Consider the following 25515-nt stretch of genomic DNA (forward strand, 5'->3'; position numbering starts at 1 on the left):
TCAAAGAACTACAAGCCAACGTCATTCTGGAAGTGCTCGACTTACCCAACGGTGTTGAGCTACTCAGAAAATACTTAGCACACCAAGCCCGAAGGAGTTAAAACAATCCTTCGTACAGTACTGATTTTACATTTGAAATTTCCGACGTCTGGTCAACCCAGCCGCCTTTCCTTCCACTTACTTTTCTTCGCGTCGGTGACAACGACCTCCGGGGCGGTTTTTACCTGGCGGTTTTGAAACAGCCAGGCCGCTAAAACCCCCGCCAGTTGGGTTTCTTCCAGACTGGTTTCGGGCGTCAGTTTATCGGGTGTAAAATAATGGTTGACGAAATGGGTGTCGAACTGTCCCGAGCGGAAGGCGTCGTGCAGCATCACAAACCGGCAGAACGGCAGCGTCGTTTGCACCCCCGTAATGCGGTATTCGTCGATGGCGCGGATCATTTTCTCGATGGCTTCGGCGCGGGTGGCGCCCGTTGTCACCAGTTTGGCAATCATCGGGTCGTAATAAATCGGAATGGCCATGCCCTGTTCAAAACCGTCGTCGACCCGAACGCCGTTGCCCTGGGGGCGCACGTAGGTTTCCAGCGTTCCGACGTCGGGCAGAAAGTTGTTGGCCGGATCTTCGGCATACACCCGGATTTCGATGGCATGACCGTTGATTTTCAAATCCTCCTGTTTGATTTCCAGCGGTTTCCCTTCGGCGATGTAAATCATCTGTTTCACCAGATCGATGCCCGTAATCTGTTCCGTCACGGGGTGTTCGACCTGAAGCCGGGTATTCATTTCCAGAAAATAGAAATTCAGTTGGTCGTCGACGATAAATTCCACCGTTCCGGCCCCGTAATAGCCACAGGCCCGCGCCACTTCGACCGCGCAACGACCCATCTCGGCCCGAATGGCCGGTGTCAACACCGACGATGGTGCTTCCTCCACCACTTTCTGGTGTCGGCGCTGAACCGAACATTCGCGTTCGAAGAGGTGAATGATGTTGCCGTGTTGATCGCCCAGCACCTGAATTTCCACGTGGCGGGGCGACGTAACGTATTTTTCGATAAAAACCGACCCGTCGCCAAAGGCCGATGTGGCTTCGCTGACGGCACGGTTCATGCCTTCGTCAAACTCCGCGTCGTTTTCCACAATCCGCATTCCTTTGCCTCCTCCGCCTGCACTCGCTTTGATCAGAATCGGGTAACCGATCCGGGCGGCCGTTTTCCGGGCGTCGTCGCGATCCGTAATGGCTTCGGGGGTGCCGGGAACCATCGGAATATTATAGGACGCAACGGCCGCTTTGGCCGCCAGCTTACTGCCCATCACTTCGATGGATTCCGGTGACGGCCCGACAAAAATCAGCCCGGCGTTGCGGACGGCGCGCGCAAAACCGGCGTTCTCCGACAAAAAACCGTAGCCTGGGTGAATGGCGTCCGCACCGGTTTGTCGGCAAGCTTCAATGATGGCATCGGCCCGCAGATACGACTCGGAGGAGGGGGGCGGCCCCACACACACGGCCTCGTCGGCATATCGGACATGGAGCGACTGGCGGTCGGCTTCGCTGTAGATGGCTACGGTTCGAATGCCCATTTCGCGGGCGGTTCGCATGATTCGCAGGGCAATTTCACCGCGGTTGGCGACGAGTAATTTCTGAATTTTAGCCATGGAAGTTGAATCGTTGGTCAGGCGGATTTCGGTGGCAAAAGGGCCTAGTTGCAGCGTAGGACCGAAACGGAATGCCCCTGCAAAAATATACTTCTCGCTGCCTGCTCCTAATTTCCGGCGGTAATTTCTAAAACCAACCCCCGCTTTGTGGTTGACAGATTTTAATTTACTTTTGTACTAATGTGGTTAACAAACTCATTATAAACCGGTAAATAGCGCAATAAAGTGGATTTATTTGAGAAATTACGCACCAACCTCGGACCCATCGGTTCGTCATCGCGGGAGTATAACGCGCACCATTATTTTGCATTTCCCAAGCTGGAAGGCGAGTTAGGGCCGCACATGGTGTTTCGGGGGAGGAAGATGCTCAATTGGAGTTTGAATAATTATCTGGGGTTGGCCAACCATCCCGAAGTCCGGAAAATCGATGCGGAAGCGGCTAAGGATTGGGGTCTTGCGTACCCGATGGGCGCCCGGATGATGTCGGGTAATTCGGATTTGCACGAAGAACTGGAGAAGCAATTGGCCGAGTTTGTCGGCAAGGAAGACTCTTTCCTGCTCAATTATGGCTACCAGGGGGTGATGTCGGCCATCGAAGCCGTAGTCGATTACCGGGACGTGATCGTCTATGACGCCGAATGTCACGCGTGTCTGATCGATGGTATTCGGTTACACAAAGCCAAGATGGGCGAATACTACAAGTTCAATCACAACGATATCGATAGTCTGGAGAAAAACCTGCAACGGGCCACCAAAAAAGCCGCTGAAAAAGGGGGGGGGATTCTGGTCATTACCGAAGGCGTATTCGGCATGTCGGGTAAAGTCGGCATTCTGAAAGAAATCGTGGCTCTCAAGGAAAAATATGATTTTAAATTGCTGGTCGACGACGCCCACGGTTTTGGAACCATGGGGCCGACGGGGGCTGGTGTGGGTGAGTTGCAGGGGTGTCAGGATGGCATCGACCTGTATTTCTCGACCTTCGCCAAGTCGATGGCGGCCATTGGCGCGTTCATTGCCGGTGACCACGATATCATTATGTACCTGAAGTATAACATGCGTTCCCAAACGTATGCCAAGGCCTTGCCAATGCCCTACGTCGTTGGAGCCATGAAGCGGCTCGAACTCATCAAAACCCAACCGGAACTCCGCGAAAAACTGTGGCAGAACGTACGGGCGATGCAGGACGGTCTGCGGGCGCGCGGGCTCAACATCGGGGATACGACCTCGCCGGTGACGCCGGTTTTCCTGCACAGCGAAGGCGGTGTTCAGGAAGCGGGGGTGCTGGTTCGCGACCTGCGCGAAAACATGGGCGTCTTCTGTTCCATTGTTGTTTATCCGGTGGTTCCAAAAGGCGTGATCATGTTGCGGATCATTCCAACGGCTGCTCACTCGCTCGAAGACGTCGACTACACGCTGAAAGCCTTCAGTGAAGTGTCTGAAAAACTAAACCGGGGATTTTATCGTGAAAATGCCCATCAGGTCCTGATTGATTCTGCTCTGGTGCCCTCAGAAGTCGCAAAAACGGTGGCGGAATGACCGTTTAGTAAGGAAACGTGCTTTATTTGGATTTTTCCAACGTTTTTTTTGACGGTTTTCTTGCGCTGAATCATAGAATGCGTATATTTCGTCAAAAACGCGGTTTTTGAGCGTTTTAGGGCATTTTTCACAACTATTTAACCCCCATACGAACTGTTATGGCACGTTTCGATGAAATAAAAAATCTGGTCATGTCTTTGGAAGGCGATTTCGAGAAATTCTACGAAAAAGGCAATCAGGCTGCCGGTACCCGCGTACGGAAAGGCATGCAGGATCTGAAGACGCTGGCTCAGGAGATTCGCTCTGAAGTGCAAGGTCAGAAAAATGCAAAAGAGTAAACAACAACTTACTCCAAACCAAACAAGCCCGGCGATCCACCGGGCTTGTTTGGTTTTTGGAGGGCAATGAATCCGGCGTTCAGGATTTCTTATACATCAAGGTCGCCACACCCCGCGTCGTTAGCTTGCCGGTTTGGGCATCTTTAATGTCGGTCGACACCTCGGCGATGTGTTTGTCCGGATTGGTGGAAACCACCGTAAAAACCGCTTCATAGTCTGTATCGACAAACATGGGGCGCAGAAAGTCCAGCGTTTGTTTCAGGTAGACCGAACCGTGTCCGGGAAATTGCGTTCCCAGGATTTTGGTGAACACGCTGGCACCCAGCATGCCGTGAATAATGGGCCGTTTGAAGGGCGTCTGGCTGGCAAACTCTGCGTCGAGGTGCAATGGGTTGTCGTCGCCGGTAACGCGCGCAAACGCTTCGACGTCGGCTTGCGAAAAGCGAAAGGCATGCCGGTGAACGGCGTTTAATTCAAAAGGGGTCATAAAAACGAAAACGTGATTAGCTGGAATGGTCGCTGACGATCACCCATTGTCCGTTAATTTTTCGCCAAAGTAACGTAAAATGTCCTTCCGCATCGCCGACTTTCGGGCGGGTCAGGTGAAATTTTCCGATCACATACGCTACATTTTTGGCCTGGAACTCCAGTTTCAGAATGGTAAACTTCAATGTTCCCATGGCCGCCCGGTCCGGATACCGGCGTTTGTAATTGCTCAGCGTAGCATCGTAGCCGTACGTAATGCCCACTTTGCCGATAAACGTCAGCGAGTCCGACTTCCAGTAGCCGTTCATGAAAGCCGTGGTATTGCCGGCATTCCAGTCGGCGGTTTGGCGATCCAGAATGGACAGAATCGCTTTGCGGTCGGCGGGTGTCTGGGCCTGAGAACCGGTGATGACGAACAAAAAAAGAAAGAAGCCGACTAGTTTTTTCATTTTATCCCGTACTTTGATGGCTTATAATTTCCCCAATACTAATGAATAAAATTCGCAAATTTTACGAAGAATATAAGCCTTACATCTTTTCCGATGGCTGGTATTATATTTTTATCATCGTGTTCATCCTGATTCTGTTTATTTTCTTTTCCTGACCGTGGCGCAAACAACTTTGCTGGCAATTGTCAATCCCCTGTCGGGGACGGCTTCGGTACAAAAAAAGCAGCAATGGATTGAATTTCTGTTGAAAATAGCCATCGATGCTGGTTTTACACCCGAAGCACGCTTTACAACGCATCCCGGACACGCCACCGAGATGGCCACCGACGCCGTTCGGCAAGGCATCCGCCGGGTGGTGATCATCGGGGGCGATGGCACGATGAATGAAACCGCCCGCGCACTCCTGAACACGCAAACCGCCCTGGGCATCGTTCCGGTGGGTTCGGGAAACGGGCTGGCGCGGCATTTACAGCTGCCGTTGAATCCGAAAAAAGCCATCGAACGGGCCGTTCAGGGCCGCCCGGTGGTGATCGACAGTGGGCGGATTAATGAGCACGCTTTTTTTTGCACCACGGGAATAGGATTCGATGCGCATGTGGCCCGGGAATTTGCCCGGCAGCCCATCCGGGGGTTACCCACCTACATCCGAACCACCAACCGGGCGTTCTGGAACTACCAGCCTGCGACCTACGAAATTGACGGGAAACCGCAGTCGCTCTTCTCCCTGACCGTGGCCAACGCCGGGCAGTTTGGCAACAATGCCTGGATTGCTCCCCATGCCAATGTCGCCGACGGGTTGCTGGATATCTGTCTGCTAAAACCGTTTCCCCGCAGCGCGGTGGGCCTGCTGGCGTGGCGGCTTTTTAACAAAACCCTTGACCAGTCGAACTACCTGACGGTGCGACCCGCCCGGTCGGTGGTGGTGAAAGGAGCGGGGCCGCTATTGATCCACGTCGATGGGGAGCCGTTGCTACTGGACACCGACACGGCAACGGTTCAGGTGGTGCCGTCGAGTTTGCTGGTGATTCGGTAGAGTGGTTCGTCTTGGCTTTTTGGTCGCATAGCGACCGAATGTTTGTAGAAAAAAGTAGCAATATTCCCTCTATCGGTCGCGTAGCGATCGAACTAAAATGGCTAAAAACGATGAGTAAGAAAAATAACAACGATAAATCCCGCTTCGGAATCGTGTATTCGACGGACCCGAATTATGCGTACCAATCCGGCGCTTCCAACGCGAAAACGCTGAAACCGGAACAGCAGAACCTAAAAATCTGGCTTGATCGCAAGGGGGGCGGGAAGGTCGTGACGGCCGTCCGGGACTTCATCGGCACCGACGCCGACCTGACCGAAGTGGCCAAACAGCTAAAAACCGTATGCGGCTCCGGCGGCTCGGCCAAAGACGGCGAGATCCTGATTCAGGGCGATCACCGCGACAAAGTCCTGGCCTGGCTCACGGCAAAGGGGTATAAGGGGAAAAAAGCCGGTGGCTAAATTAAAAGTGAAGAGTTAAAAATTAAAAGTAGGCTGACGCAAGCAGAATACGAATGCGTCAGCCTACTTTTAATTTTTAACTCTTCACTTTTAACTCTTTATTTCACCCCTCCAAGCCAGCTTTTTAGCGGTTTGTAGAAGAGCAGGATCAGGAGGGCGAAACCGAAGCTGAAATAGACGACGCTCATGAACATTTCGGGCATCTGCTGGACGTTCCCTTCGTCGAAACCGCCCGCAAACAAACCGGCGATCAGGTTGCCCAATGAGGTGCCCACAAACCAGATGCCCATCAACTGACTAAGGTACCGTTTGGGCGCCAGTTTGGTGAAAGAACTCAGCCCCACCGGACTTAGGCAAAGCTCACCCAGCGTATGAAACAGGTACGTAAAAGTCAGGAAGATCGGGGAGGTGAGCTGGCCGGTCAACGCAATTTTGGAGGCCACCACCATCACCAGATAACCCAGCCCCAGCAGAAGCAGCGCGACGGCGAATTTGAGGTGGGGCGCCGGATTCTGGTTGCGGTTTCCCAGATAAATCCAGAGCGCAGCCAGAATCGGGGAGAAGATGAGAATGAATGCCGGATTGAAATTCTGGAACCAGCTCGACGGCATTTGCCAGCCGAAAAGATTCAAATCCGTATACCGGTCGGAGAAAATCTGGAGCGACGAGCCCTGCTGTTCAAAGCCCGCCCAGAAGACGGCAGAACCCAGGAAGAATACGAACAGAACACCCACCCGTTTTTTTTCAACGAGTGTTAAGCCGCCCGCCAGCAGAATGAACAGAAAATAACCGACCGCCGTCAGCGTAATGATCACTCCGGCGCCTTTGGCTAATCCCTGCGCAGTGGTCAGATCCAGAATACCCGTAAACTGCAAAAGGGCAAGGATGGCGGCAAGGCCCACTACAAAAAACAGACTGCGGTTCTGGTTGGTCGTGTCGGTAGACGCTTCGGCTTTGGCCGGGACATTTCCGTAGTCGCTGAGGTATTTCTGACCGAAAATCCGGAAGACCACCAGGCCGAACAACATGCCGACGGCAGCCGCGCCAAACCCGTAATGCCATCCCACTTTCTGTCCCAAATATCCCACGATGGTGATTCCCAGAAAGGAGCCCATATTGATACCCATGTAGAAAATCGAAAAAGCCGCATCGCGCCGGGCACCACCTTCGGGATAGAGTTCACCAACGATGGAACTGATGTTGGGCTTTAACAAACCCGTACCGATGGCAACGGTGGCTAAACCGATGTAAAACAAGGCGCTCCCGGCCGGAATGGCCAGCAGAACATGCCCGAACATGATGACAAAACCGCCGTACCAGATGGATTTTCGCTGTCCCAGAATGTTATCGGCAATCCAGCCACCGGGCAGCGAAAGGAGGTACCCCGAAGCCGTGTATAAACCATAGATGGCGGCTCCTTCCATTTCACTAAGGCCCATGCCGCCCCGGACGTTGTCGATCAAAAAGAGCAGCAGAATGGCCCGCATGCCGTAGTAGCTAAACCGCTCCCACATTTCGGTGAAAAACAGGACATACAGGCCTGTAGGGTGTTTGGCAGACGTGGTAGTAGGGGATGCGGTGGCTTGCATTCGGCAGTTTAGGTTGATGAGTGTAGTTAAGAACGAAAATTCGGTGTTTTTTCAGGATTCAGGACATTAAATATAGATGTTACGCCGGAATCTCCCAAAAGTTGTACGGGTATTGGCAAAACTGACCAACTTTGCGCTATGATTTTGCCCTTCGATTTTCGCACCGATCCGTATCTGATACTGGATTTTACCGCCCAAAACCCAGAGCTGGACGGCATTGACCTTACCAATACGGCGGTTTTTACTGACTACGTTTTTGGGAAACTCCGCCGACAGGGTGCCGTGGTGGGCGTGGGCGGTTACAACGAACACCGGGTTATTTACCGGCGCAGTTCGCACTTCAATCAGGCCGAAGCATCCCGCTGCATCCATTTGGGAGTCGACCTTTGGGCTGAAGCCGGAACGCCGGTTTTTGCCCCGCTCGACGGCGTTGTACACAGTTTTCAGGATAATAATCATTTCGGCGACTACGGCCCCACGATTATTCTTGAACACCGGTTGGATGAAAAACCGCTTTTTGCGCTTTACGGGCATCTCAGCCGTTCGTCGCTGCGGGGTTTAACGGTAGGAAAGCCTTTCAAAGCCGGGGAGAAAATTGCTGAAATTGGCCCGTATCCGGAGAACGGCGACTGGCCTCCGCACCTGCACTTCCAACTGATGACCGATTTATGGGGTCATACGGGAGACTTTCCGGGTGTTTGTTCGCTGGCGGATCGGGAACGGTATCTGGCAGTTTGCCCGGATCCGAACCGCTTGTTGCAAATACCGGGATTACCCCGAATCCCCTGAAGGGTAGGGCTGTTAGGTTTTGAATTGGAATTGATTAGGCCGATCGTTCTGACCCTCATTTGCCCCCAGTCCCCTAAAGGGCGAGCTTGGAGCGCGAGAAAGCTCCCCCTTTAGGGGACTGGGGGGCAAATGAGGGTCGGGGATAATTATTTTTCGGTAATCGAAATGATGATGTCGTGGGGGGCCGGTTCGTCACCACCGAAATACGGATAGAGCCGGTAGCGTTTCGTACTTTCTATCGTCGTACAGCCGCGTGCAATGGTGGTTTCCTGTCCTTTGAAGGTGAAGACATAGTTGCCGCCGACGATGCTGATTTGGTAATCAGCAGGCTTGTTAAGCTCAGCGGTGCCGAGTTCCTGCGAAACACGTTCGCCGTTGCGGTAGCAATACGCATAAATCCGGAGGGCTTTGTCCCGCCAGTTCCAGCCAAACCGGGCGCTGGACGTGTTGTGTTGAACATTACAGTCCGAAAAACCGTATAGTTTGTTAATGTCGTGCTGGTTTTCGGGGATTTTATTGGTATAAACGGCAGAACTGTCGAAAATGACGCTAAATGATAAGGTGGTTTTGGCCGTATACGAAAAGTCGTTGTGATCGGCGTAATTGCCACCGGCTTTGATTTTGTACACGGTGGTGACCGGTGCCACAGGGTCATCCGGTTTTCCGGAAGGAATCTTGCACCCGTGAAGACCAATCAGGCCCAGGAATATCAAAAGAATAAAATAACGCATTACCAGGTTGATCCAGAGAATCTTAAAACGAGTGTGAGGTGTGAATGGTTTTGGGCAATCGAAAATAACGAAATGATCACTTATTCAAAAACGGTAAACAACCAGTAATCTTTTATAACCATGTGGAAACTTAGTTTTTTTGTATTGAGCGTATTGAGTCTTTTTTCTCCGGCCGTTGCACAGACGCCGGATCTGCCCGTAAACCGGATTGTGGTTTTGGGCGATGCAGAGCTTGAATTACCGGCCGATCAGGTTCGTATCACGGTCACGTTGCAATTTTCGGACCCGTCCGACGCCCGGAAAGCGTATGTTGCGCACCAGGCTGCCGAAAAACGGCTAGTGAAGTTACTGAAAGATTACCAGATTGACGAGAAAGAAATTCGGTATACCCTATTGCAGGTTCAGAAAAATGACGTGACGATCTACCAGAACGGCCAGCAGAAGCCGGAGGTCATCACCAATCAGCAAGTCATTTTTGAGTTGAATAAACCGGAACGGTATCCGGATTTGCAACTGGCGCTGATCAATGGCGGTTTCAACCGCTTTCAGGCTGGCTATCGTTCGACCAAACAGGAGGCCAGCAAAAATCTGGTGCTGGAAAAAGCCGTTGAGGTGGCCCGCGAAAAAGCGGTCATTCTGGCCAAAGCCGCCGGGCGAACGCTGGGAACCGTGCTGAGTGTGCGCGACACGGAAGAAACCGACCCGGTTTTGCAGCGGGGCTTTGGACTTAGTACAATGGACGAAGTCGTACGTGTCGGTTATGGCGGCAGTTTACTTGATATTCCGCAGACGATCCGGATTCCGGCGCAGGTGAAGGTGACGTTTGAATTGAAGTAAAAAAGGCGAAATGCCGCCGGTATTTGAATAAAGTGGTTAAAAAAAGGGGTGGTTCTGGGTTCAGAGCCATCCCTTTTCTATATTTAGTGCAAGAATACGAACCTGCACTTTATGAACAAACTACTCCTCGCATTAACCATTTTGCTCACTACTTCGGCAGTTGCCCAGACCGCTTCGACCGGCACTCCCCCTACCATTGCGTCGTATACGGCAGGCATGGAAAAGCAACCCGGTTTTATGACGTTTTACTGGGATGCCAAAAAAGGGAAGATTTGGCTGGAAATCGACAAGTTCGATACTGAATTCCTCTACTACCCGACCCTGGCGTCGGGCATCGGTTCCAACGACATCGGCCTTGACCGGGGGCGGCTGGGGCAGGAACACATCGTCAAATTTCAACGCACCGGCCCCAAGGTGCTGATGGTCGAACCGAATTACCAATACCGCGCCATCACCAGCGACGCCCTCGAACGCCGGGCGGTCGAAGAGTCGTTTGCGCAGTCGGTGCATTGGGGGTTCGACATTGTGGCCGAAGAGGAAAGCGGTCCGACGGGTCGGCGGGTGCTAGTCGATCTGACGCCGTTTCTGATGCTCGATGCGGTGGGAGCGGTGCAGGCCATCAGCCAGACCCGCCAGGGAAATTTCCGGCTCGATGCCAGCCGTTGCGCCATGTATCTGCCGCATTCCAAATCATTTCCGCAAAATACCGAATTTGAAGTAACCATTACGCTGACCGGCGACACGCCCGGTGCGTACCTGCGCTCGGTGGTGCCGACGCCAACCGCCGTAACGATGCGGCAGCACCATTCCTTCGTTCAGTTGCCGGAAGCGGGTTATAAAGCCCGGGAGTTCGATCCGCGCATCGGCTACGGCGGTATTGAATATTTCGATTACGCAACGCCCGTCAGCCAGCCGATTATCAAGCGGTATATTTCGCGGCACCGGCTGGAAAAAAAAGACCCGAAAGCGGCTGTCAGCGAAGCCGTTAAGCCTATTGTCTATTACCTCGATCCGGGTACGCCGGAGCCCATCCGCACGGCCTTGATGGAAGGCACGGCCTGGTGGAATCAGGCGTTTGAAGCCGCCGGGTACAAGGATGCGTTTCAGGTGAAATTGCTGCCGGCCGATGCCGATCCGATGGACATTCGCTACAACCTGATTCAGTGGGTGCATCGCTCCACGCGGGGCTGGTCTTACGGAGCGAGTATCATCGATCCGCGAACGGGTGAAATCATCAAGGGAAAAGTGACGCTGGGTTCTCTGCGGGTTCGGCAGGATTACCTGATTGCGCAGGGACTGGTCGGCAACTTCGATACCGATACCTCGCACGTAACCGAAATGATGCAGATGTCGCTCAACCGGCTGCGGCAACTGGCCGCGCACGAAGTGGGCCATACACTGGGGCTGCCACACAACTACATTGCCAGTACCCAAAATCGGGCGTCGGTGATGGATTATCCGACGATGGTGGCCAAAGTGAAAGGCGCGGCCATCGACCTGTCGGATGCCTACACGCTGAGCATTGGCGACTATGACAAATGGAGCATCATCTGGGGCTACCAGGATTTTCCGGCGGGAACCAACGAGAAGCAGGAGTTGAACAAAATCGTTCAGCAGATGCACGCCAAAGGCCTGACATTCCTGACCGATCAGGACGCCCGGCCCGAGAGCAGCGCCCACCCGGCCACGCACTTGTGGGACAATGGCGGCAATGCGGTCGATGAATTGAAGCGCACGATGGAAGTTCGGCGGGTGGCGCTGGATCATTTTAACGAAAAGAAAATTCCGGCGGGAACGCCGATGGCAACGCTGGAAGAGGTTTTTGTGCCGATGTACCTGTTTCACCGGTACCAGGTCGAAGCGGCCGCCAAGGTGCTGGGCGGACAAACGTACACCAATGCGTTGCGGGGCGATGGACAGCCGGTTTTGTCGGTGGTTCCGGCGAGCGAACAACGCCGGGCGCTGGATGCTCTGTTGTCTACGCTCCGCCCACAGGTTTTGACGGTACCGTCGGTGCTGTTGAAATCCATTCCACCGAGGCCGTTCCGGTACAGCCCCAATTCGCGGGAGGTGTTCAAACGCCGGACGGGCATGACGTTCGATCCGCTGGCTCCACCCGAAGCGGCCGTGGCGATGACGTTGCGGATGCTGCTCAACCCGGAACGCTGCGCCCGGCTGGTTCACCAGAAGGCCTTCGATCCGGCCCAACTTGGTTTGGAAGAGGTTCTTGATCAGCTACTGAAGGCGGTTTATAAACGACCCTTCGATAAAGGCTATGTTGGAGAAATTAACCACATGACCAGTTTGAAGGTAGCGGAACAACTCATCGCGTTAGCCCAGAACAAAGAGGCCGATGGAGCGGTTCGGGATCTGGCCCATCGGTCGGTGTTGCGCATCAAAACGCTGGACAGACCCGCCCAGGCAAGCGCCACTTCCTATAGCCTGATTTCGCACCTGATTCAACAGTATGAGCAGAATCCGGCGGAGGTGCCTGCCCCTTCCGTCCTGGCTGCGCCGGATGGAGCGCCCATCGATCCCGGTCAGGAGTGGCTGGAGTCATTGCTGGGCGAACCCGCCTGCGAGTGGGTGCGCTAAACGCATTACGGTTTCAGCCGTATTAAATCAACGCGAACTATGAGATGATGCCCTTGCCTAACCGTAGTTTGAGTGCCAGCGGCACGTAATGTTAATAGCAAATGCGTATTCTGAGCACTCCAGGCGTGCCGGAGTGCTCAGAATACGCATTTGCTATTAACATCAGACCCCTGCGGGGTCAATAATCTCATAGTTCAAGTTAAATCACATTTTAGCAGAAATTAAAGACCGAACCGCCTACTTTTGGGGGTTCGGTCTTTAATTTTTTCGGAAAAGAGAACTGAGACAAGACCAGGTGCAGAGAAGAGTCTTTTCTCTCTTGTCTCAGCTCTCACATCCTTTACACCACCTCCTGATGAGAAAAATACTAGCTATCCTTTGTTTTGTAAGCAGTCATTCGATTTTCGCCCAACCATCCGCCGATTCGCTGGCTTCGGCCAAAACCGCCCGACCAAAACCGGTACCGGAGAAAAATGAGCTGAGATACAACCTGAACGAGTCGGGTTCCCATTTTTTTAAAGTCACGTTTCTGAACCAGACCTGGTTGAGGCTTAACCAGAGCAACCCCGGCACAACGGTGGTCGGTGACCCCAAAGACCAGACGTTCGATATTGGCTTGCGCCGGACCCGGATTCAGCTATTCGGGCAAATCAACGACCGGGTTCTGGTGTATTTCCAGTTTGGGATGAACAACTTCAATTTTCTGAACGCATCTCCCGCTTTCAACACCACCGGAACGGTTGCAAACCGGAAAGTGCAGGCATTTTTTCACGATGCCGTGGCGGAATACCTGGTTTTCAAGGACCGGGATTATCTGAAAATCGGGGGCGGTTTAACCATTGTGAACGGCTTGTCGCGCTTCAGTCAGCCCGGCGTCAGTTCGATCCTGTCGATGGATGTGCCGGTTTTTGCCCAGGCGACGGTCGATCAAACCGACGAGTTTGCCCGGAAACTAAGTCTGTACGCCCGGGGTCAGGTCGGTCGGTTCGACTACCGGGTGGCCATCAGCGATCCTTTTCCGATTCAGACCAACGGGGCGGCTCCTCCGGCGCTGGGACCCAACGCCAATTTTGCGCTGAAAGGCCACACCAAGCAGTTTCAGGGCCTGTTGCTGTACCAGTTTTTCGACAAAGAGGCCAACCAGACGCCAGGCTACATGACGGGTACGTATTTAGGGAAAAAGAAAATCGTCAACCTCGAAGCCGGTTTTATTTCGCAGAAAAACGCCGTCTGGCACACCGGTGCCACGGCGACCGACACGGTTTACCAGAACCTAAATCTGTGGTCCGTAGCGGCTTTTCTGGACATGCCGGTCAACCGCGCGAAGGGTTCCGCCATCAGTGCGTACCTCGGGTATTTCAACCTCGATTACGGCAAAAATTACCTGCGCTACAACGGCATCATGAACCCGGCCAGCGGCACCACGCAGTCGGTTGGCGGATTGGGCGGGACACAGGGCAATGCGTTTCCAATGTTCGGAACGGGCAGTGTAATTTATGCACAAGCCGGGTATTTGTTCCGGCAGGATTTGCTGGGCAACCACGGAACGCTGATGCCCTACGCGCAGGCCCAAATTGGCAACTACGACCGGGTGAACCAAAGCATGGGTGTTTACAACGTCGGCCTGAACTGGCTGATCAAGGGCCACAATTCCAAAATTACACTCGACTATCAAAACCGCCCGTACTACATCGCGCTTCCGGCCACCGGCCAACTCGACGCGCAGGGACGGCGTGGTCAGCTTGTCCTGCAATACCAGGTCTTTATTTAAGCGACCAAGGATGAAAATCAAGGAGAGCGGCTCGAAAGACCGCTCTTTTTGATGCGACGGCAAAAAAGGATTTAGGTGTTTATTTTCTTGCTACGATCTTCATATGGAGTTCGATATCATCCGAAACCGTTTGATCCGCTAAATTATCGTAAAACTTTCCTGATCTGTAACGGATACCCCAATTTGTTCGATCAATAATTAACTTGCCATTCGCTTTTACAATGCCATCCTGAACTTCCATTCTGGCCGGAAAAGTAACCGGGTGTGTTACCCCTTTAATGGTCAGATCACCTTTAACGATAGTGTGACCTCTCAATGATTCAATCTTGGTAATTGCGATAGTAGAAATAGGGAATTTTTCGACATCAAAATAATCAGGCGATTTTAAGTGTTTAACAGGCGTGTTTTTACTTGCCTTGTCTTTATATTCAATTGAATGCATGTCTATTTCAGCTGTACCACCCATAAGTTGACCGTTTTCAATCATTAATTCTCCTTTTGATAGATGGACATACCCTACGTGTTCTTCGTCAATATCAAATAGCATTGAACCTTTCCATGTTATAACACTTTCAGTCGTATCTATACTATATTTTTGTCCCCGGGATACGGCGCTTGCTGATGCATTGTTTTTATTTTCCTCTTTTAGAGATTCACTGCAACCGAAGAATAAAAGGGCAATAAATAAAATTAAGTAAGTGATTGATAATTTGTTGTTCATACTACAGAGATAATAATAATTGACAAATGATTTTTAAATTAACGCGAACTATGGGATTATTGGCCGCGTAGCGGACTGATGTTTGTAGCAAAACTTGTTGCGTACCCAGAGGCACGCGGAGGAACTGGGTAATTCGTTTTGCTACAAACATGTCGTACCTATGGTACTTAATTAGTTCATAATCAATCTAATAGTTTGCGTTAAATTAGCAATACACCTTATTTCTTAACCTCTTTACTTTTAAAGTCCGTGATGGTCTTTCCATCATAACGATACACGCCACTCATAGATCCCAGACCTCCAAACCAAATACTTCCATCGTTAGCTTCCAAAATCCCCAAAAGAGCTGGTCCTCCTGACACTATTTCGGTTACAGTGGGCATTTTATCGTACAAGGACTTTGCATCATAACGTGATAGTGCCCAGACCTGCGGATTCACTTCACCGGTAGTCCAGATGTTTCCTTTTTTATCTTCGATTATTGCATAAGCCCCCCTCTGCGATACCTTAGTAAAGGTTCTGCCGTCATAGCGCCAAAGACCATCAACGTCACCAAACCAAATGCTTCCTTTTTTATCTTCGATTATTGACCAAACGTTGTTAAACGCCTTGCCATCTTTGTTTTTTAAAACGGTAAATGTTTTTCCATCATAAACGAACATGTTTTCTCCTTGTGCACCAAACCAAAGCTTGCCGGTTTTGTCTTCAAGGAGTAAACGAATACTGTTACTGGGAAATCCATCTTTTGTAGTAAAATTTCGAAAGGATTTCCCATCGTAACGGCTTGCTCCGAACCAAATATTACCGGTTTTATCTTCATAAATATGAAGAGCTTGATTACTGGCAAGCCCATCCTTTGTTGTAAAATGCTGAAAGGATTTACCATCGTAATAATAGACACCTGAATCTCTGGTAGCGAACCAAAGATTTCCTTTTCGATCTTCCAGGACATCCCAGAAGCTGGGCGAAGGTATGTTACTTGTTATATTGGTAAATGATTTTCCATTGTATCGAAAAACACCCTTCCATGAGGCAATCAAAATGTCTCCGTTTCTAGCTTGCTTTATATTCCGAACCATACTAGTAGGCACCCGGGAAGTGACTGTGTCTTTGGTTTCGGACTTGATCGTATCTTTTGATAGGTCAGTTTTGTCTTTTCCTTTACAGGAATTGCAAAAAACAAACATCATTAAAGCACATACGTGCAGGAGTTTAGTCATTTCTATTTTTGTTTTTAGGGACTTCAACAAAGCTAAAGGCTGTTATCCCGGCGTCTGTCAAGAGCCTGTAAAAGAAGGTTAATGAAATGTTAAAGTTGTTTGTGCGCTGCTTTCTTACAACGATCCAGTGTAGGCCTGATTCAAAAAGGAAGAATAATATCACAAATGAAGATAAAAGTAGTAGAACGCTGAAAGCGTGGCGTCTAACTTTGTCTATGAAGGCATTTTAGAAACACGAACACGATGGAAATAAACGCTACCGGGAGCTCATCACGAAGAAATTTTCTGCAAAAAACCGCTCTGCTGGCGGCCTTGACGCCGAAGCAATGGGGACGTTCTGCCGCTGAAAGGGAACCGGCCAGTCTGGTCGAACCTGGCGAAAATGTCCCGGAAATGGTGGAAGCAGACGGTCGGTTACGCCTGCGTTTTGGCGAAGAAAAGGTGATTGTTCCGAAAGGATTGCAGCCGTTCATGCTGGTGACCAAAACCGGCGCGATCATCGTTCAGGCGCAACTGCCGGAAAAACCGTTTCCATCGCCCCGGATGCACTACGAACGGGCAATGGGAACGTACATTTCCCGCGATGACGCCAAAACCTGGACGAACATTCCGCTGAAACCCGGAGAAAACGGTGTGAATCTGGAAGGGGGCGGTATTCAGTTGAAGGACGGTACGCTGGTCGCGCTGGATACGTACATTGTACCGGGAAAAAAAGACGGGCAGGGGATGGGTCAACTGTATACCTCCCGGGATGACTGGCAGACGCTGGAAGGGCCGGTGGACGTTCCGTTCGATCTGCCGGGGGCTGATTTTTACGCATCCAAAGACGACGGCGGTCACCCGCACGAAGCGCAGCGACTGCACCGCCGGATCCTGGAAATGCCCAATGGGGATCTGTTGACCACGTATTACGGGTGGACCAAAGAGGACCGGACGCCTTCGACCTACATGGCCAGTATGATGAAGACCCGGGTCTTGCTGGTGCGTTCAACTGATAAAGGGAAGCACTGGAAACAGGTTTCCACCATCGCCGTTGGCCCCGACATCGGCACGGAAGGACTCGACGAACCCGTCATTGCCCGGATCAGCAAGGGACCGAATGCCGGGCGGCTGCTCTGTTTTATGCGAACCGGTCGTGAACTGCGGGAGTCGTTTTCGGATGACAACGGAGCCACCTGGAGCCCGCACCAGCCCCGGATTTTTGCCGGGTTGGATATCTACCGGACGGAACTCTGGGTCGACTGGCTCCGAAACAAAACCGACTCCAAAGGAAAACCGCTCGATGAGGGCAATCCTGACGAACTTCGGGGCGCGGTGGTGGACCCTGATTTGATTGAGCTTCGGAGCGGCTTGCTGGTGGCGGCATTCGGTGTTCGCGTTCCGCAGAAAGCGTGCTGGAAGTACCCGGAACATTCCTGGAATGGCAACTACCTGGCGTTCAGCCAGGATCACGGGAAAACCTGGCCTAACGTAGTCCGGATGACCTCCGGTGTCATGACCACCCATTACATGGCCATTGAGGAAATGAAGACCGATAATAAAGTGTATGTTGCCTATGACCTGGGAGCCTGGGGAAAAAGCCCACGAAATGCCGTTGGGCGTACCCTAGAGATAACGATCAAATCCTGAGTTTGGCAGAAGTCGATACGAAAAAAGGACACCATTACGGGTGTCCTTTTTTCGTATCGGGAAACGGGATTCTTTTAAAGATCCAGCGTTTTCAGAATGTCGTTCATGTTCCGAACGGCGTCGGCCGACTTGTTGAAAGCCGCCTGCTCGTCTTCGTTAAGGTCGAAATCCACGATCCGTTCCCAGCCATTGCGGCCGATGACTACCGGCACACCGAGGCAGATATCCGACTGGCCGTATTCGCCTTCCAGCAGAACGCAGCACGGAATGACGCGTTTCTGATCGCGAACGATGCTTTCAACCAGGGCCGCACCGGCGGCTCCGGGGGCATACCAGGCCGAGGTGCCGATCAGTTTGGTCAGCGTTGCTCCGCCCACCATCGTATCGGCGGCTACTTTTTGCAGCGTTTCGGCATCCAGGAACTGGCTGACCGGAACCCCCGAGTATGTCGCCAGACGCGTCAGCGGAATCATGGTCGTATCGCCGTGTCCGCCGATCACCACGCCCTGCAAATCGTTGGGCGAACACTTCAGCGCCAGCGACAGATACGTTTTAAAACGGGCCGAATCCAAAATTCCTCCTAATCCGATTATACGGTTTTTGGGTAGTCCGGACGACTTCAGCGCCAGGTACGTCATCGTGTCCATGGGGTTGGAAATGATGACGAAAATAGCGTCTGGAGAGTGTTTTAAGATATTTTCGGTAACGCCTTTCACGATGTTGGCGTTGGTACCAATCAGGTCTTCACGGGTCATTCCCGGCTTGCGCGGAATCCCCGATGTAATCACGACAACATCCGAATTGGCGGTTAATTCGTAATTATTGGAGGAACCGGTGATTTTGACGTCACAGTCCAACAACGTAGACGCCTGAAGCATGTCTAAACCTTTGCCTTCGCTAAGACCCTCTTTGATGTCCAGGAGCACAACCTCCTCGGCTAATTCACGTCGGGCGATGTTATCGGCACAGGTCGCTCCGACGGCCCCGGCACCTACTACGGTAATTTTCATAGAGTTAATGGTTTATTAACTGACAACTGTTTTGAACGATACAAAAATAGGGGAGCCGGGGGACACTGGTACTGTAAATAGAAGCTTTTTTTTACAGAATAAGACAATTGGGGTAGAAAATGTGTTATTAGGGTGTCCAGCTATCCAGGGACTTTAGATACCATCAACTATGGCAAACCGTCGCTTATTAACGGCCATCCTGAGTTCATTTTTCTTCCGGCGCTCCACAGCAAAAGCGTCGCGGTACACCCGAAGTGGGAAGAGTATGCTTGATTTGCTGCACCGTGTGGCCGAGAAAACCCGCGTTTTGGGCGTAGGGGCCAGTTATTCGGCGGCCAAAGACCAGATCAACATTCTGGTCCGGATGGTGCGGGCGTATGCCAAAGGCGAATACCGGGCCATTTCCGGAAAAACGCTGCTGCGTATGGTGGCAGTGCTGGTGTATTTTGTGTCGCCACTCGACTTTATTCCGGACGTGTTGCCGGTGCTGGGCATGACCGACGACATTGCCCTGATTCTGTGGCTGGTCAGTTCCATATCCGACGATATCAACCGGTTTACCGAGTGGGAACGCAATCATGCGTCATCGATTAAAATTGGGTGAAATCGTTTTTTTAGTACACAATAATTTCGTAATAATCGTTACTTTTGTAAAGAGTTTCTGCATACACTCATAACTCATACTATCATGGCATTACTCACAATTTATGCATTTTTAGGCTCACTCGGCGGAACGGAACTTCTTTTGATCGGTCTAGTAATCCTGTTATTCTTCGGTGCAAAACGAATTCCTGACCTGATGAAGGGCCTTGGCAAAGGCATTAAAGAATTTAAAGACGCTACCAAAGACGTTCGCGAAAACATCGAAGAAGGACTTCGCGATACAAACGTTAAATAAGGAATGATAAATGTAAAATGATGAATGTTAAATGTAAAAGGAGATAGCATTCAGTAACTTTTACATTCGACATCTTACATTTAAGATTTATCATTTTAACACAAATTTCAGACAACAGCTCGGCCTGAACGGTCGTTCTGTTGTCTCTTTTTTTCTACCAGCCGTACTTTGTTATGCCCGTAAAACCGTACGATTCCCTCTCCGACATCCAGCGCGATCTGGCCACTGGATCAGTTACCTGCCGCCAATTGGTGGAGCATTACCTCCAGCGAATTGACGACCACCAGCACCTGAATGCGTTTGTGGCGGTGTATGCCGACGAAGCGCGGCAGCGGGCGGATGAAGTGGATGCGAAATTGAAAGAGGGAAAGGCGGGTCGGCTGGCCGGCATGGTGTTGGGCATTAAGGATGTACTCTGTTACAACCAGCACGGTGTTCAGGCGGGGAGCCGGATTCTGGACGGTTTTGTGTCGCAGTTTACGGCCACCGCCGTGCAGCGGGTCATCGACGAGGATGTCATCATCATTGGCCGTCAGAACTGCGACGAGTTTGCGATGGGTTCCTCCAACGAAAATTCGGCCTTCGGTCCGGTTCGGAACGCGGATGATCCCGACCGGGTGCCGGGTGGATCGTCGGGCGGTTCGGCGGTGGCGGTACAGGCGGGGTTGTGTCTGGCGTCGCTGGGGTCGGATACGGGCGGTTCGGTGCGCCAGCCTTCGGCCTTTTGCGGCACGGTGGGCCTGAAACCCACTTACGCCCGGGTGTCGCGCTGGGGTCTGATTGCCTACGCGTCGTCCTTCGATTGCATCGGCCCGATTACGCACACCGTCGAAGATGCGGCTTTGCTGCTGGAAATCATGGCCGGCGCCGACGACTTCGACAGCACCGTGAGCCGAAATGACATCCCGGCGTATAGCCAGCATCTGACGCTAAACCGCCCGTTGCGGATCGGCTACCTACGCGAAGGCGTCGAAAGCGAAGGGGTTGATCCGGTTATTCGGCAGAAAACCCAGGAGGCTCTAAACCGTTTGCGCGAGCTGGGGCACACCGTCGAACCGGTGGATTTTCCGCTGTTGAAACACATTTTGCCTACGTATTACATTCTGACTACCGCCGAGGCCAGTTCCAACCTCTCGCGGTTTGACGGCGTCCGGTTTGGTTACCGCAGCCCCGACGCCACGGATCTGGAGTCGCTCTACAAAAAATCCCGAACCGACGGTTTTGGCGATGAAGTTCGTCGCCGGATTATCCTCGGCACTTTTGCCCTCAGTTCCAGTTACTACGACGCATATTACACCAAAGCCCAGCAGGTTCGCCGGTTGATCAAGGATGAAACCGATGCGCTGTTTGCCCACTACGATCTGATCGCTTCCCCCGTAACGCCAACAACGGCTTTTCGGATTGGTGAGAAAGCCAGCGATCCGCTGCAAATGTACCTGGCCGATATCTTTACGGTGCAGGCCAACGTAGTTGGTTGCCCGGCCATTTCCATTCCGAACGGCACCGACGAAAACGGCCTGTCCATCGGTTTTCAATTTATGGCGGCCCCCTTCCGCGAAGCCGATATGCTGGCGGCTGCCAATCAGTTAACAAAATTGCAAGCCGTCGAAGCGTAGCCCATTTCTTTCGTCGGGTAACGTCTTTGAGTAACCGAGACATCTTGCCCCGTCAGGGCCTGAACAGCGCAGCGTCGGTAGCCAGATTGTTTTCCGCGTTCCCCGCGTGCCTTTGGGTATGCAATATTCCCAACACCGGTTGCGTGCCCAAAGGCACGCAGCGGTCGAAATGTCCATCGCTATCTACCGACGCTGCGCTGTTTAATCCCTTCGGGATGAATAAACCGGATGACCTTACTTTTTCGCCTGTTTCACCGGCGCAGTTGTCCGCAGGAAAGCCACGAGATCAATGACTTCATCTTCTGTCAGGGCATCGAGCAAACCCGTGGGCATCATGGAATTGGGTGTCACTTCGCGCGACTGCACATCCGATTTGTTCAGAACCACCGCATCCTGGCCTACGACCCGCAGGGTGAGTTGCCGTTCGTTTTCACCGGCCACATTCCCGGAATACGTGCGCCCGTCGCGGGTCGTCACCACCACCATCTTGTAGTCGTCCTGAATTTCGCCACTTGGATTGAGAATATTACTGAGCAGATAATCCACATTGCCCCGGTTTGACCCCGTAATATCCGGCCCAATGCTGCCGCCTTCGCCGTACATCTTGTGGCAAGGCCCGCAGGTGCGCTGAAACACCAGACGTCCTTTGACGGTATTAGCACTCAGCAACGCCCGGTCAGTGAGCAGTTTCTGGTAGCGGGTATACGCTTTTTCGTCGATACCGTGCTGCTCGATAGGCCCCCAGATTTCGACAAAACCGCTGCCCACCACCCGCAGCAACTGCCGGGCGGCATAGGTCGGCACATCCCGTTTCGGAATCTTGTTGTTTTTTAACGCCTGTGCCAGTTGCCAGCCGTATTTCGGGCGGGACGACATCGTTTGCACCACCTGAAGTTTATCAGCGGGACTGAAATCCGCATACCGGGCCAGCAGCAGTTCGCCCAGCGATTCACGGTCATACCCGGCAATGGCGCGGATGGTTTCGCTGCGCAGATTCGGCTCGTTCAGCAACGCGGGCAATTCTGCTAGGAGTTCGGGCCGTTGCTGACCCGCAATGGACTTCAAGGCTTTGAGTCGTTGGTCGAGGGGCGCTTTCCGGTCTTTCAGCGTCGCCAGCGACTTCCGGGCGGTTTCTGTATCGCCAAACTGCTGGCCTACCTGCTGAGCGAGCGGGGCGGTTTTGGGATTGGCTTTTAGTTTGGCGTAAACCGCCTTCCAGTTGGCCGGGGTTGCCAGATCCGAGCGTCCTTCCAAACCGTCGCGCATGCCTTCCAGCAAGCTCACCTGCGTTTTGGGTGATTTTCCGAGCGCCGTAATCAACGTTGGCGTTTGGTCGGCATCCACGATTCGACGGGCAATAAACCGGGCCACCATCGGAATTTCGCAACGGGCCGCGAGGTCTAACGCCCGGGTCGGATTGGTTTTGACGAGTGGTTCAAAACCGAACCAGATCATTTTGGGCAGGTTGTGATCGTTTTTGTCTTCGCCGTGGGCCATCAGTTCTCCGGCGATTTTCCACTGCGATTCTGTGTCAATCCGTTGCAGGGCCGACGCCAGATAAAGCCGCACCACCGCCGAGGGGTCTTCGCGGGCCATCCGAACCATTTTTTCCTGAACATCCGCTGATGGAGCCTTGTCTTCGCACAACAACTGAACGGCCCAGGCCCGAACGTGGGCGTCCTTGTCGTCCAGGACTTTCGTGAGTGCTTTTTCATCGAAACCGCCAGTGATGTGCAGCGTCCACAAGGCCCGGAGCCGCCAGTCGGCGTTGGTGTTCGTCTCGAATAGCTGGCGGAGTTGTGCGTGGGTTTGACCGCCGAGTTTCCCCTTTGCGGCCCGGTTTTGCAGAATAACCCGCGCACGGCGGGCGTGCCAGTCGCTTTTAACGGTTTGCAGATTGACCAACTGCTGATCGGTCATTTTGGTCAGGTCCGAATACCGTCCCGTCCAGTTTTCAGCCAATGAGTTTTTGGGCATGACCCGAAAAATCCGGCCGGTTTCGCTGTTCAGGACTTCCTTCCCACAAATGTCCGCATCGTGCCAATCCAGCACATAAAGCCCGCCATCCGGTCCGACTTCCATGCTGAAACCCACCCATTGCGCGTTGTTGGCCTGCAAAAAATCGGCCCCGTGATGCCCGACGAAGCCCGATCCTTTGGGTTCCAGCACATCCGCCAGAATGGCGTGTTCATGGATATTCGCCATGAAAATCCGGCCCTGCTGCGACGCCGGGAAGGCATCGGACTGGTATACCCGCGCCCCGCCATGGGCTGATCGGTGGCTGTGGTCGGCAATGGTTTTGATGTCGTTATAGACGTACGGGTTGAAATGCTGCCCGCCCTGCCGGTGGTAAATACCGCCCGGAATGACGTGCCAGAGGTGCGGAATGACGCAGGCCGTCATAATAAGTTGCCCCTTCGCATCGTAGTCGATACCCCACGGGTTGCTGAAACCGTGAGCCACGACCTCAAACCGGTCTTTGGTGGGATGATAGCGCCAGACGCCCCCGTTGATGTCGACGCCTTCGCCCTGCAAAATGTCTTCGGGAAACGGATCGTTGTGTTTATACAGCTTCCCTTTGCCGTTCGGTTTCCGAACCTTCGACGGGGTGGCAAAGCCCTGCAAACCGTAGAGCCAGCCGTCGGGGCCCCAGTGCAGGCTGTTCAGGGTTTCGTGCCGGTCGCGGATGCCCCAGCCCGTCAGCCGAACTTCAATGTCTTTTTGATCGGCCCGATCGTCGCCGTTGCGATCCGGAACAAAGAGCAGGTTGGGGGGCGCACCCAGAAACAGGCCGTCGAAGCCCACTGCCATCGCGGCCGGGAACGGAATGCTGTCCAGAAATACTTTTTGGCTGTCGGCCACGCCGTCGCGGTTGGTGTCTTCCAGAATCAGAATGCGGCTGTTTCCGGCTTTGGAAAAACCGTATCCACGCGATTCGTAATCGCGGTTTTCGGCCACCCAGAGTCGTCCGCGGTCATCCCAGCAAAAAGCCATCGGTTGAGTCATCATCGGTTCCGACGCCCAGACGTTGGCCTGGTAGCCGTCGGGCATCGTCATGCTTTCAACCGCGGCCTGTGGGGTCAGAAACTTCGCTGCCAGGCCTTCTTTCTGAGCAATTCCCCAGAGCGAGGCCGTCGAGTTCACCCCACTGAAATTGCTCCAGGTTTTGGTTAGTTCCACATCATTCAGCTCACCGGTGTAAACCACTACCTGATGGCGGATGATTTCCGTATCGCCTTTTTCGATTTTCCAGTCACCGGTTCGGGCGCGGGCGGGGCCGATGCCGAGCTGGTTATCGACCCGCCAGGTTTGGGGATAGCCTTTGTTTTCCGGGTGGTCAAAAATGGCGATGTGGGCCAGGTCGGTCCGGCCTTCCACCTGCATTCCGGCATCGACCCACATGGCGCGCTGGCCTTCCGCTTTTTCGTTGCGTTGGCGGGCCGCATTGATCACTTCACCCTTGATGCCTTCGCGCCAGGGCATCCGCAGAAACAGCCCGCCGTAATCGTATTTACCTATCGTAATCTCGGAGATGGCTTTGCCTTTCCACTCTAGATCCAGCAGAAACTTTCCGTTCTGTTCGCGCATCGTCCAGTTCTGGGTTTCCCGCAGAACGGCCTCGCCTTTTTCGTCCAGCAAATCATACACTGTCTGCCACTTGACGTCGGTTCCGGTGGCTTTGGTCACCGTGGCCGAAACCCGGCGCCAGTAGTCGCCCTGTGGGTGGTGGAAATAATCCCGGCCATTGACGCGGGTAAAGCCCCAGTACAAACCGGTCTGGTGTTTGTGGTGGCCGGGGCTGTATTCGGTCAGAACGCCCTTGCCGTCGGGCGCGGTGATGGGGTGGAGGTAAGGCCGGAAATCGGGCCTGGCATTCTGAACCACAATCGGCTTTTGGCCGTCGCTTCGAAAAACCGAAATCGTACCGGTTTTGGCATCCTGTTTAATGCGCAACGGTTTTCCCGTACCGGGCGGCTGCCTGGACGATCCTGTTTGGGATCGTTGAAAAAAGCTGGCAGAAGAGAGAATGATGAGGGTTAGAAATAAGAAAATGGATTTCATAACGGTTTAGGAAGAATAAGGCGATTCGGTGCCCAATTTAGTATGAAAGCCGCTAAAAATTGCACAATACTCGACGATTAAACGCGATACTCCGG

21 protein-coding genes are annotated in these 25515 nt (G+C 52.8%); 12 read left to right on the plus strand and 9 right to left on the minus strand.

Going from position 1 to position 25515, the window contains the following annotated elements:
* Window positions 1–152 precede the first annotated feature (152 nt).
* Window positions 153–1652, minus strand: coding sequence for an acetyl-CoA carboxylase biotin carboxylase subunit (locus ACS5NO_RS29255; protein WP_439418418.1), 1500 nt, complete (start codon window positions 1650–1652; stop codon window positions 153–155).
* A gap of 225 nt (window positions 1653–1877) precedes the next feature.
* On the opposite strand from ACS5NO_RS29255, the gene ACS5NO_RS29260 reads away from it, so the two are divergent.
* Together ACS5NO_RS29260 and ACS5NO_RS29265 are read left to right on the plus strand one after the other, a co-directional pair.
* Window positions 1878–3188, plus strand: a complete 1311-nt coding sequence (locus tag ACS5NO_RS29260) for an aminotransferase class I/II-fold pyridoxal phosphate-dependent enzyme (RefSeq protein WP_150880634.1) — start codon at window positions 1878–1880, stop codon at window positions 3186–3188.
* A gap of 158 nt (window positions 3189–3346) precedes the next feature.
* Complete coding sequence (locus tag ACS5NO_RS29265; protein WP_114408473.1) at window positions 3347–3526, plus strand: BF3379 family histone-like protein; 180 nt, start codon at window positions 3347–3349, stop codon at window positions 3524–3526.
* A 79-nt stretch (window positions 3527–3605) separates the two neighbouring features.
* Here ACS5NO_RS29265 and ACS5NO_RS29270 read toward each other — a convergent pair whose 3' ends face one another.
* On the minus strand, window positions 3606–4013 hold the full coding sequence (locus tag ACS5NO_RS29270; protein ID WP_138991372.1) for a MaoC family dehydratase: 408 nt from the start codon (window positions 4011–4013) through the stop codon (window positions 3606–3608).
* 16 nt (window positions 4014–4029) lie between these two features.
* Entirely contained in the window at window positions 4030–4461 is a 432-nt protein-coding gene (locus ACS5NO_RS29275; RefSeq protein WP_439418419.1) for a YybH family protein, read from the minus strand.
* 157 nt (window positions 4462–4618) lie between these two features.
* On the opposite strand from ACS5NO_RS29275, the gene ACS5NO_RS29280 reads away from it, so the two are divergent.
* A complete protein-coding gene (locus tag ACS5NO_RS29280; protein ID WP_439418420.1) occupies window positions 4619–5494 on the plus strand; it encodes a diacylglycerol/lipid kinase family protein in 876 nt (291 codons plus the stop codon).
* 110 nt (window positions 5495–5604) lie between these two features.
* Entirely contained in the window at window positions 5605–5952 is a 348-nt protein-coding gene (locus ACS5NO_RS29285; protein WP_114408469.1) for a translation initiation factor, read from the plus strand.
* Window positions 5953–6050: 98 nt separating this feature from the next.
* On the opposite strand, the gene ACS5NO_RS29290 is transcribed toward ACS5NO_RS29285, so the two are convergent.
* Window positions 6051–7541, minus strand: a complete 1491-nt coding sequence (locus ACS5NO_RS29290) for a peptide MFS transporter (protein WP_439418421.1) — start codon at window positions 7539–7541, stop codon at window positions 6051–6053.
* 138 nt (window positions 7542–7679) lie between these two features.
* On the opposite strand from ACS5NO_RS29290, the gene ACS5NO_RS29295 reads away from it, so the two are divergent.
* Complete coding sequence (locus tag ACS5NO_RS29295) at window positions 7680–8330, plus strand: peptidoglycan DD-metalloendopeptidase family protein (RefSeq protein WP_439418422.1); 651 nt, start codon at window positions 7680–7682, stop codon at window positions 8328–8330.
* Window positions 8331–8476: 146 nt separating this feature from the next.
* On the opposite strand, the gene ACS5NO_RS29300 is transcribed toward ACS5NO_RS29295, so the two are convergent.
* Entirely contained in the window at window positions 8477–9061 is a 585-nt protein-coding gene (locus ACS5NO_RS29300) for a hypothetical protein (protein ID WP_439418423.1), read from the minus strand.
* 120 nt (window positions 9062–9181) lie between these two features.
* Here ACS5NO_RS29300 and ACS5NO_RS29305 point away from each other — a divergent pair, with 120 nt between their 5' ends.
* The 3 genes from ACS5NO_RS29305 (at window position 9182) to ACS5NO_RS29315 (ending at window position 14264) form a co-directional block, all read left to right on the plus strand.
* Window positions 9182–9898 carry an SIMPL domain-containing protein gene (locus tag ACS5NO_RS29305; protein ID WP_439418424.1) on the plus strand — a complete coding sequence of 239 codons (717 nt, stop codon included), beginning with the start codon at window positions 9182–9184 and terminating at the stop codon, window positions 9896–9898.
* 111 nt (window positions 9899–10009) lie between these two features.
* The gene (locus ACS5NO_RS29310) at window positions 10010–12493 is read left to right on the plus strand and encodes a zinc-dependent metalloprotease (protein ID WP_439418425.1); all 2484 of its coding nucleotides are present in this window, start codon (window positions 10010–10012) and stop codon (window positions 12491–12493) included.
* 355 nt (window positions 12494–12848) lie between these two features.
* Window positions 12849–14264 carry a hypothetical protein gene (locus tag ACS5NO_RS29315; protein WP_439418426.1) on the plus strand — a complete coding sequence of 472 codons (1416 nt, stop codon included), beginning with the start codon at window positions 12849–12851 and terminating at the stop codon, window positions 14262–14264.
* Window positions 14265–14343: 79 nt separating this feature from the next.
* On the opposite strand, the gene ACS5NO_RS29320 is transcribed toward ACS5NO_RS29315, so the two are convergent.
* Window positions 14344–14985 (minus strand): YceI family protein, encoded by a 642-nt coding sequence (locus tag ACS5NO_RS29320; protein ID WP_439418427.1) that lies wholly within the window; start codon window positions 14983–14985, stop codon window positions 14344–14346.
* A 218-nt stretch (window positions 14986–15203) separates the two neighbouring features.
* Window positions 15204–16205 carry a ligand-binding sensor domain-containing protein gene (locus tag ACS5NO_RS29325; protein WP_439418428.1) on the minus strand — a complete coding sequence of 334 codons (1002 nt, stop codon included), beginning with the start codon at window positions 16203–16205 and terminating at the stop codon, window positions 15204–15206.
* Window positions 16206–16448: 243 nt separating this feature from the next.
* Between ACS5NO_RS29325 and ACS5NO_RS29330 the strand changes: the two genes are divergently transcribed.
* Entirely contained in the window at window positions 16449–17834 is a 1386-nt protein-coding gene (locus tag ACS5NO_RS29330) for a sialidase family protein (RefSeq protein WP_439418429.1), read from the plus strand.
* Between the two features lie 74 nt (window positions 17835–17908).
* Here the strand turns inward: ACS5NO_RS29330 and mdh are convergent, their stop codons facing one another.
* The gene (gene mdh, locus ACS5NO_RS29335; RefSeq protein WP_439418430.1) at window positions 17909–18844 is read right to left on the minus strand and encodes a malate dehydrogenase; all 936 of its coding nucleotides are present in this window, start codon (window positions 18842–18844) and stop codon (window positions 17909–17911) included.
* A gap of 169 nt (window positions 18845–19013) precedes the next feature.
* On the opposite strand from mdh, the gene ACS5NO_RS29340 reads away from it, so the two are divergent.
* The 3 genes from ACS5NO_RS29340 to gatA all read left to right on the plus strand — a co-directional run bounded on the left by ACS5NO_RS29340 (window position 19014) and on the right by gatA (window position 21358).
* The gene (locus ACS5NO_RS29340) at window positions 19014–19448 is read left to right on the plus strand and encodes a YkvA family protein (RefSeq protein ID WP_138991384.1); all 435 of its coding nucleotides are present in this window, start codon (window positions 19014–19016) and stop codon (window positions 19446–19448) included.
* 84 nt (window positions 19449–19532) lie between these two features.
* On the plus strand, window positions 19533–19742 hold the full coding sequence (locus ACS5NO_RS29345) for a Sec-independent protein translocase subunit TatA/TatB (RefSeq protein WP_114408458.1): 210 nt from the start codon (window positions 19533–19535) through the stop codon (window positions 19740–19742).
* A gap of 173 nt (window positions 19743–19915) precedes the next feature.
* Window positions 19916–21358, plus strand: a complete 1443-nt coding sequence (gene gatA / locus ACS5NO_RS29350; protein WP_439418431.1) for an Asp-tRNA(Asn)/Glu-tRNA(Gln) amidotransferase subunit GatA — start codon at window positions 19916–19918, stop codon at window positions 21356–21358.
* 234 nt (window positions 21359–21592) lie between these two features.
* Here gatA and ACS5NO_RS29355 read toward each other — a convergent pair whose 3' ends face one another.
* Window positions 21593–25420: a PVC-type heme-binding CxxCH protein gene (locus ACS5NO_RS29355; protein WP_439418432.1), complete on the minus strand. Its 3828-nt coding sequence runs from the start codon at window positions 25418–25420 to the stop codon at window positions 21593–21595.
* Between the last annotated feature and the right edge of the window lie 95 nt (window positions 25421–25515).

It is taken from the genome of Larkinella fluvii (assembly GCF_051857545.1).
Lineage (GTDB): Bacteria > Bacteroidota > Bacteroidia > Cytophagales > Spirosomataceae > Larkinella.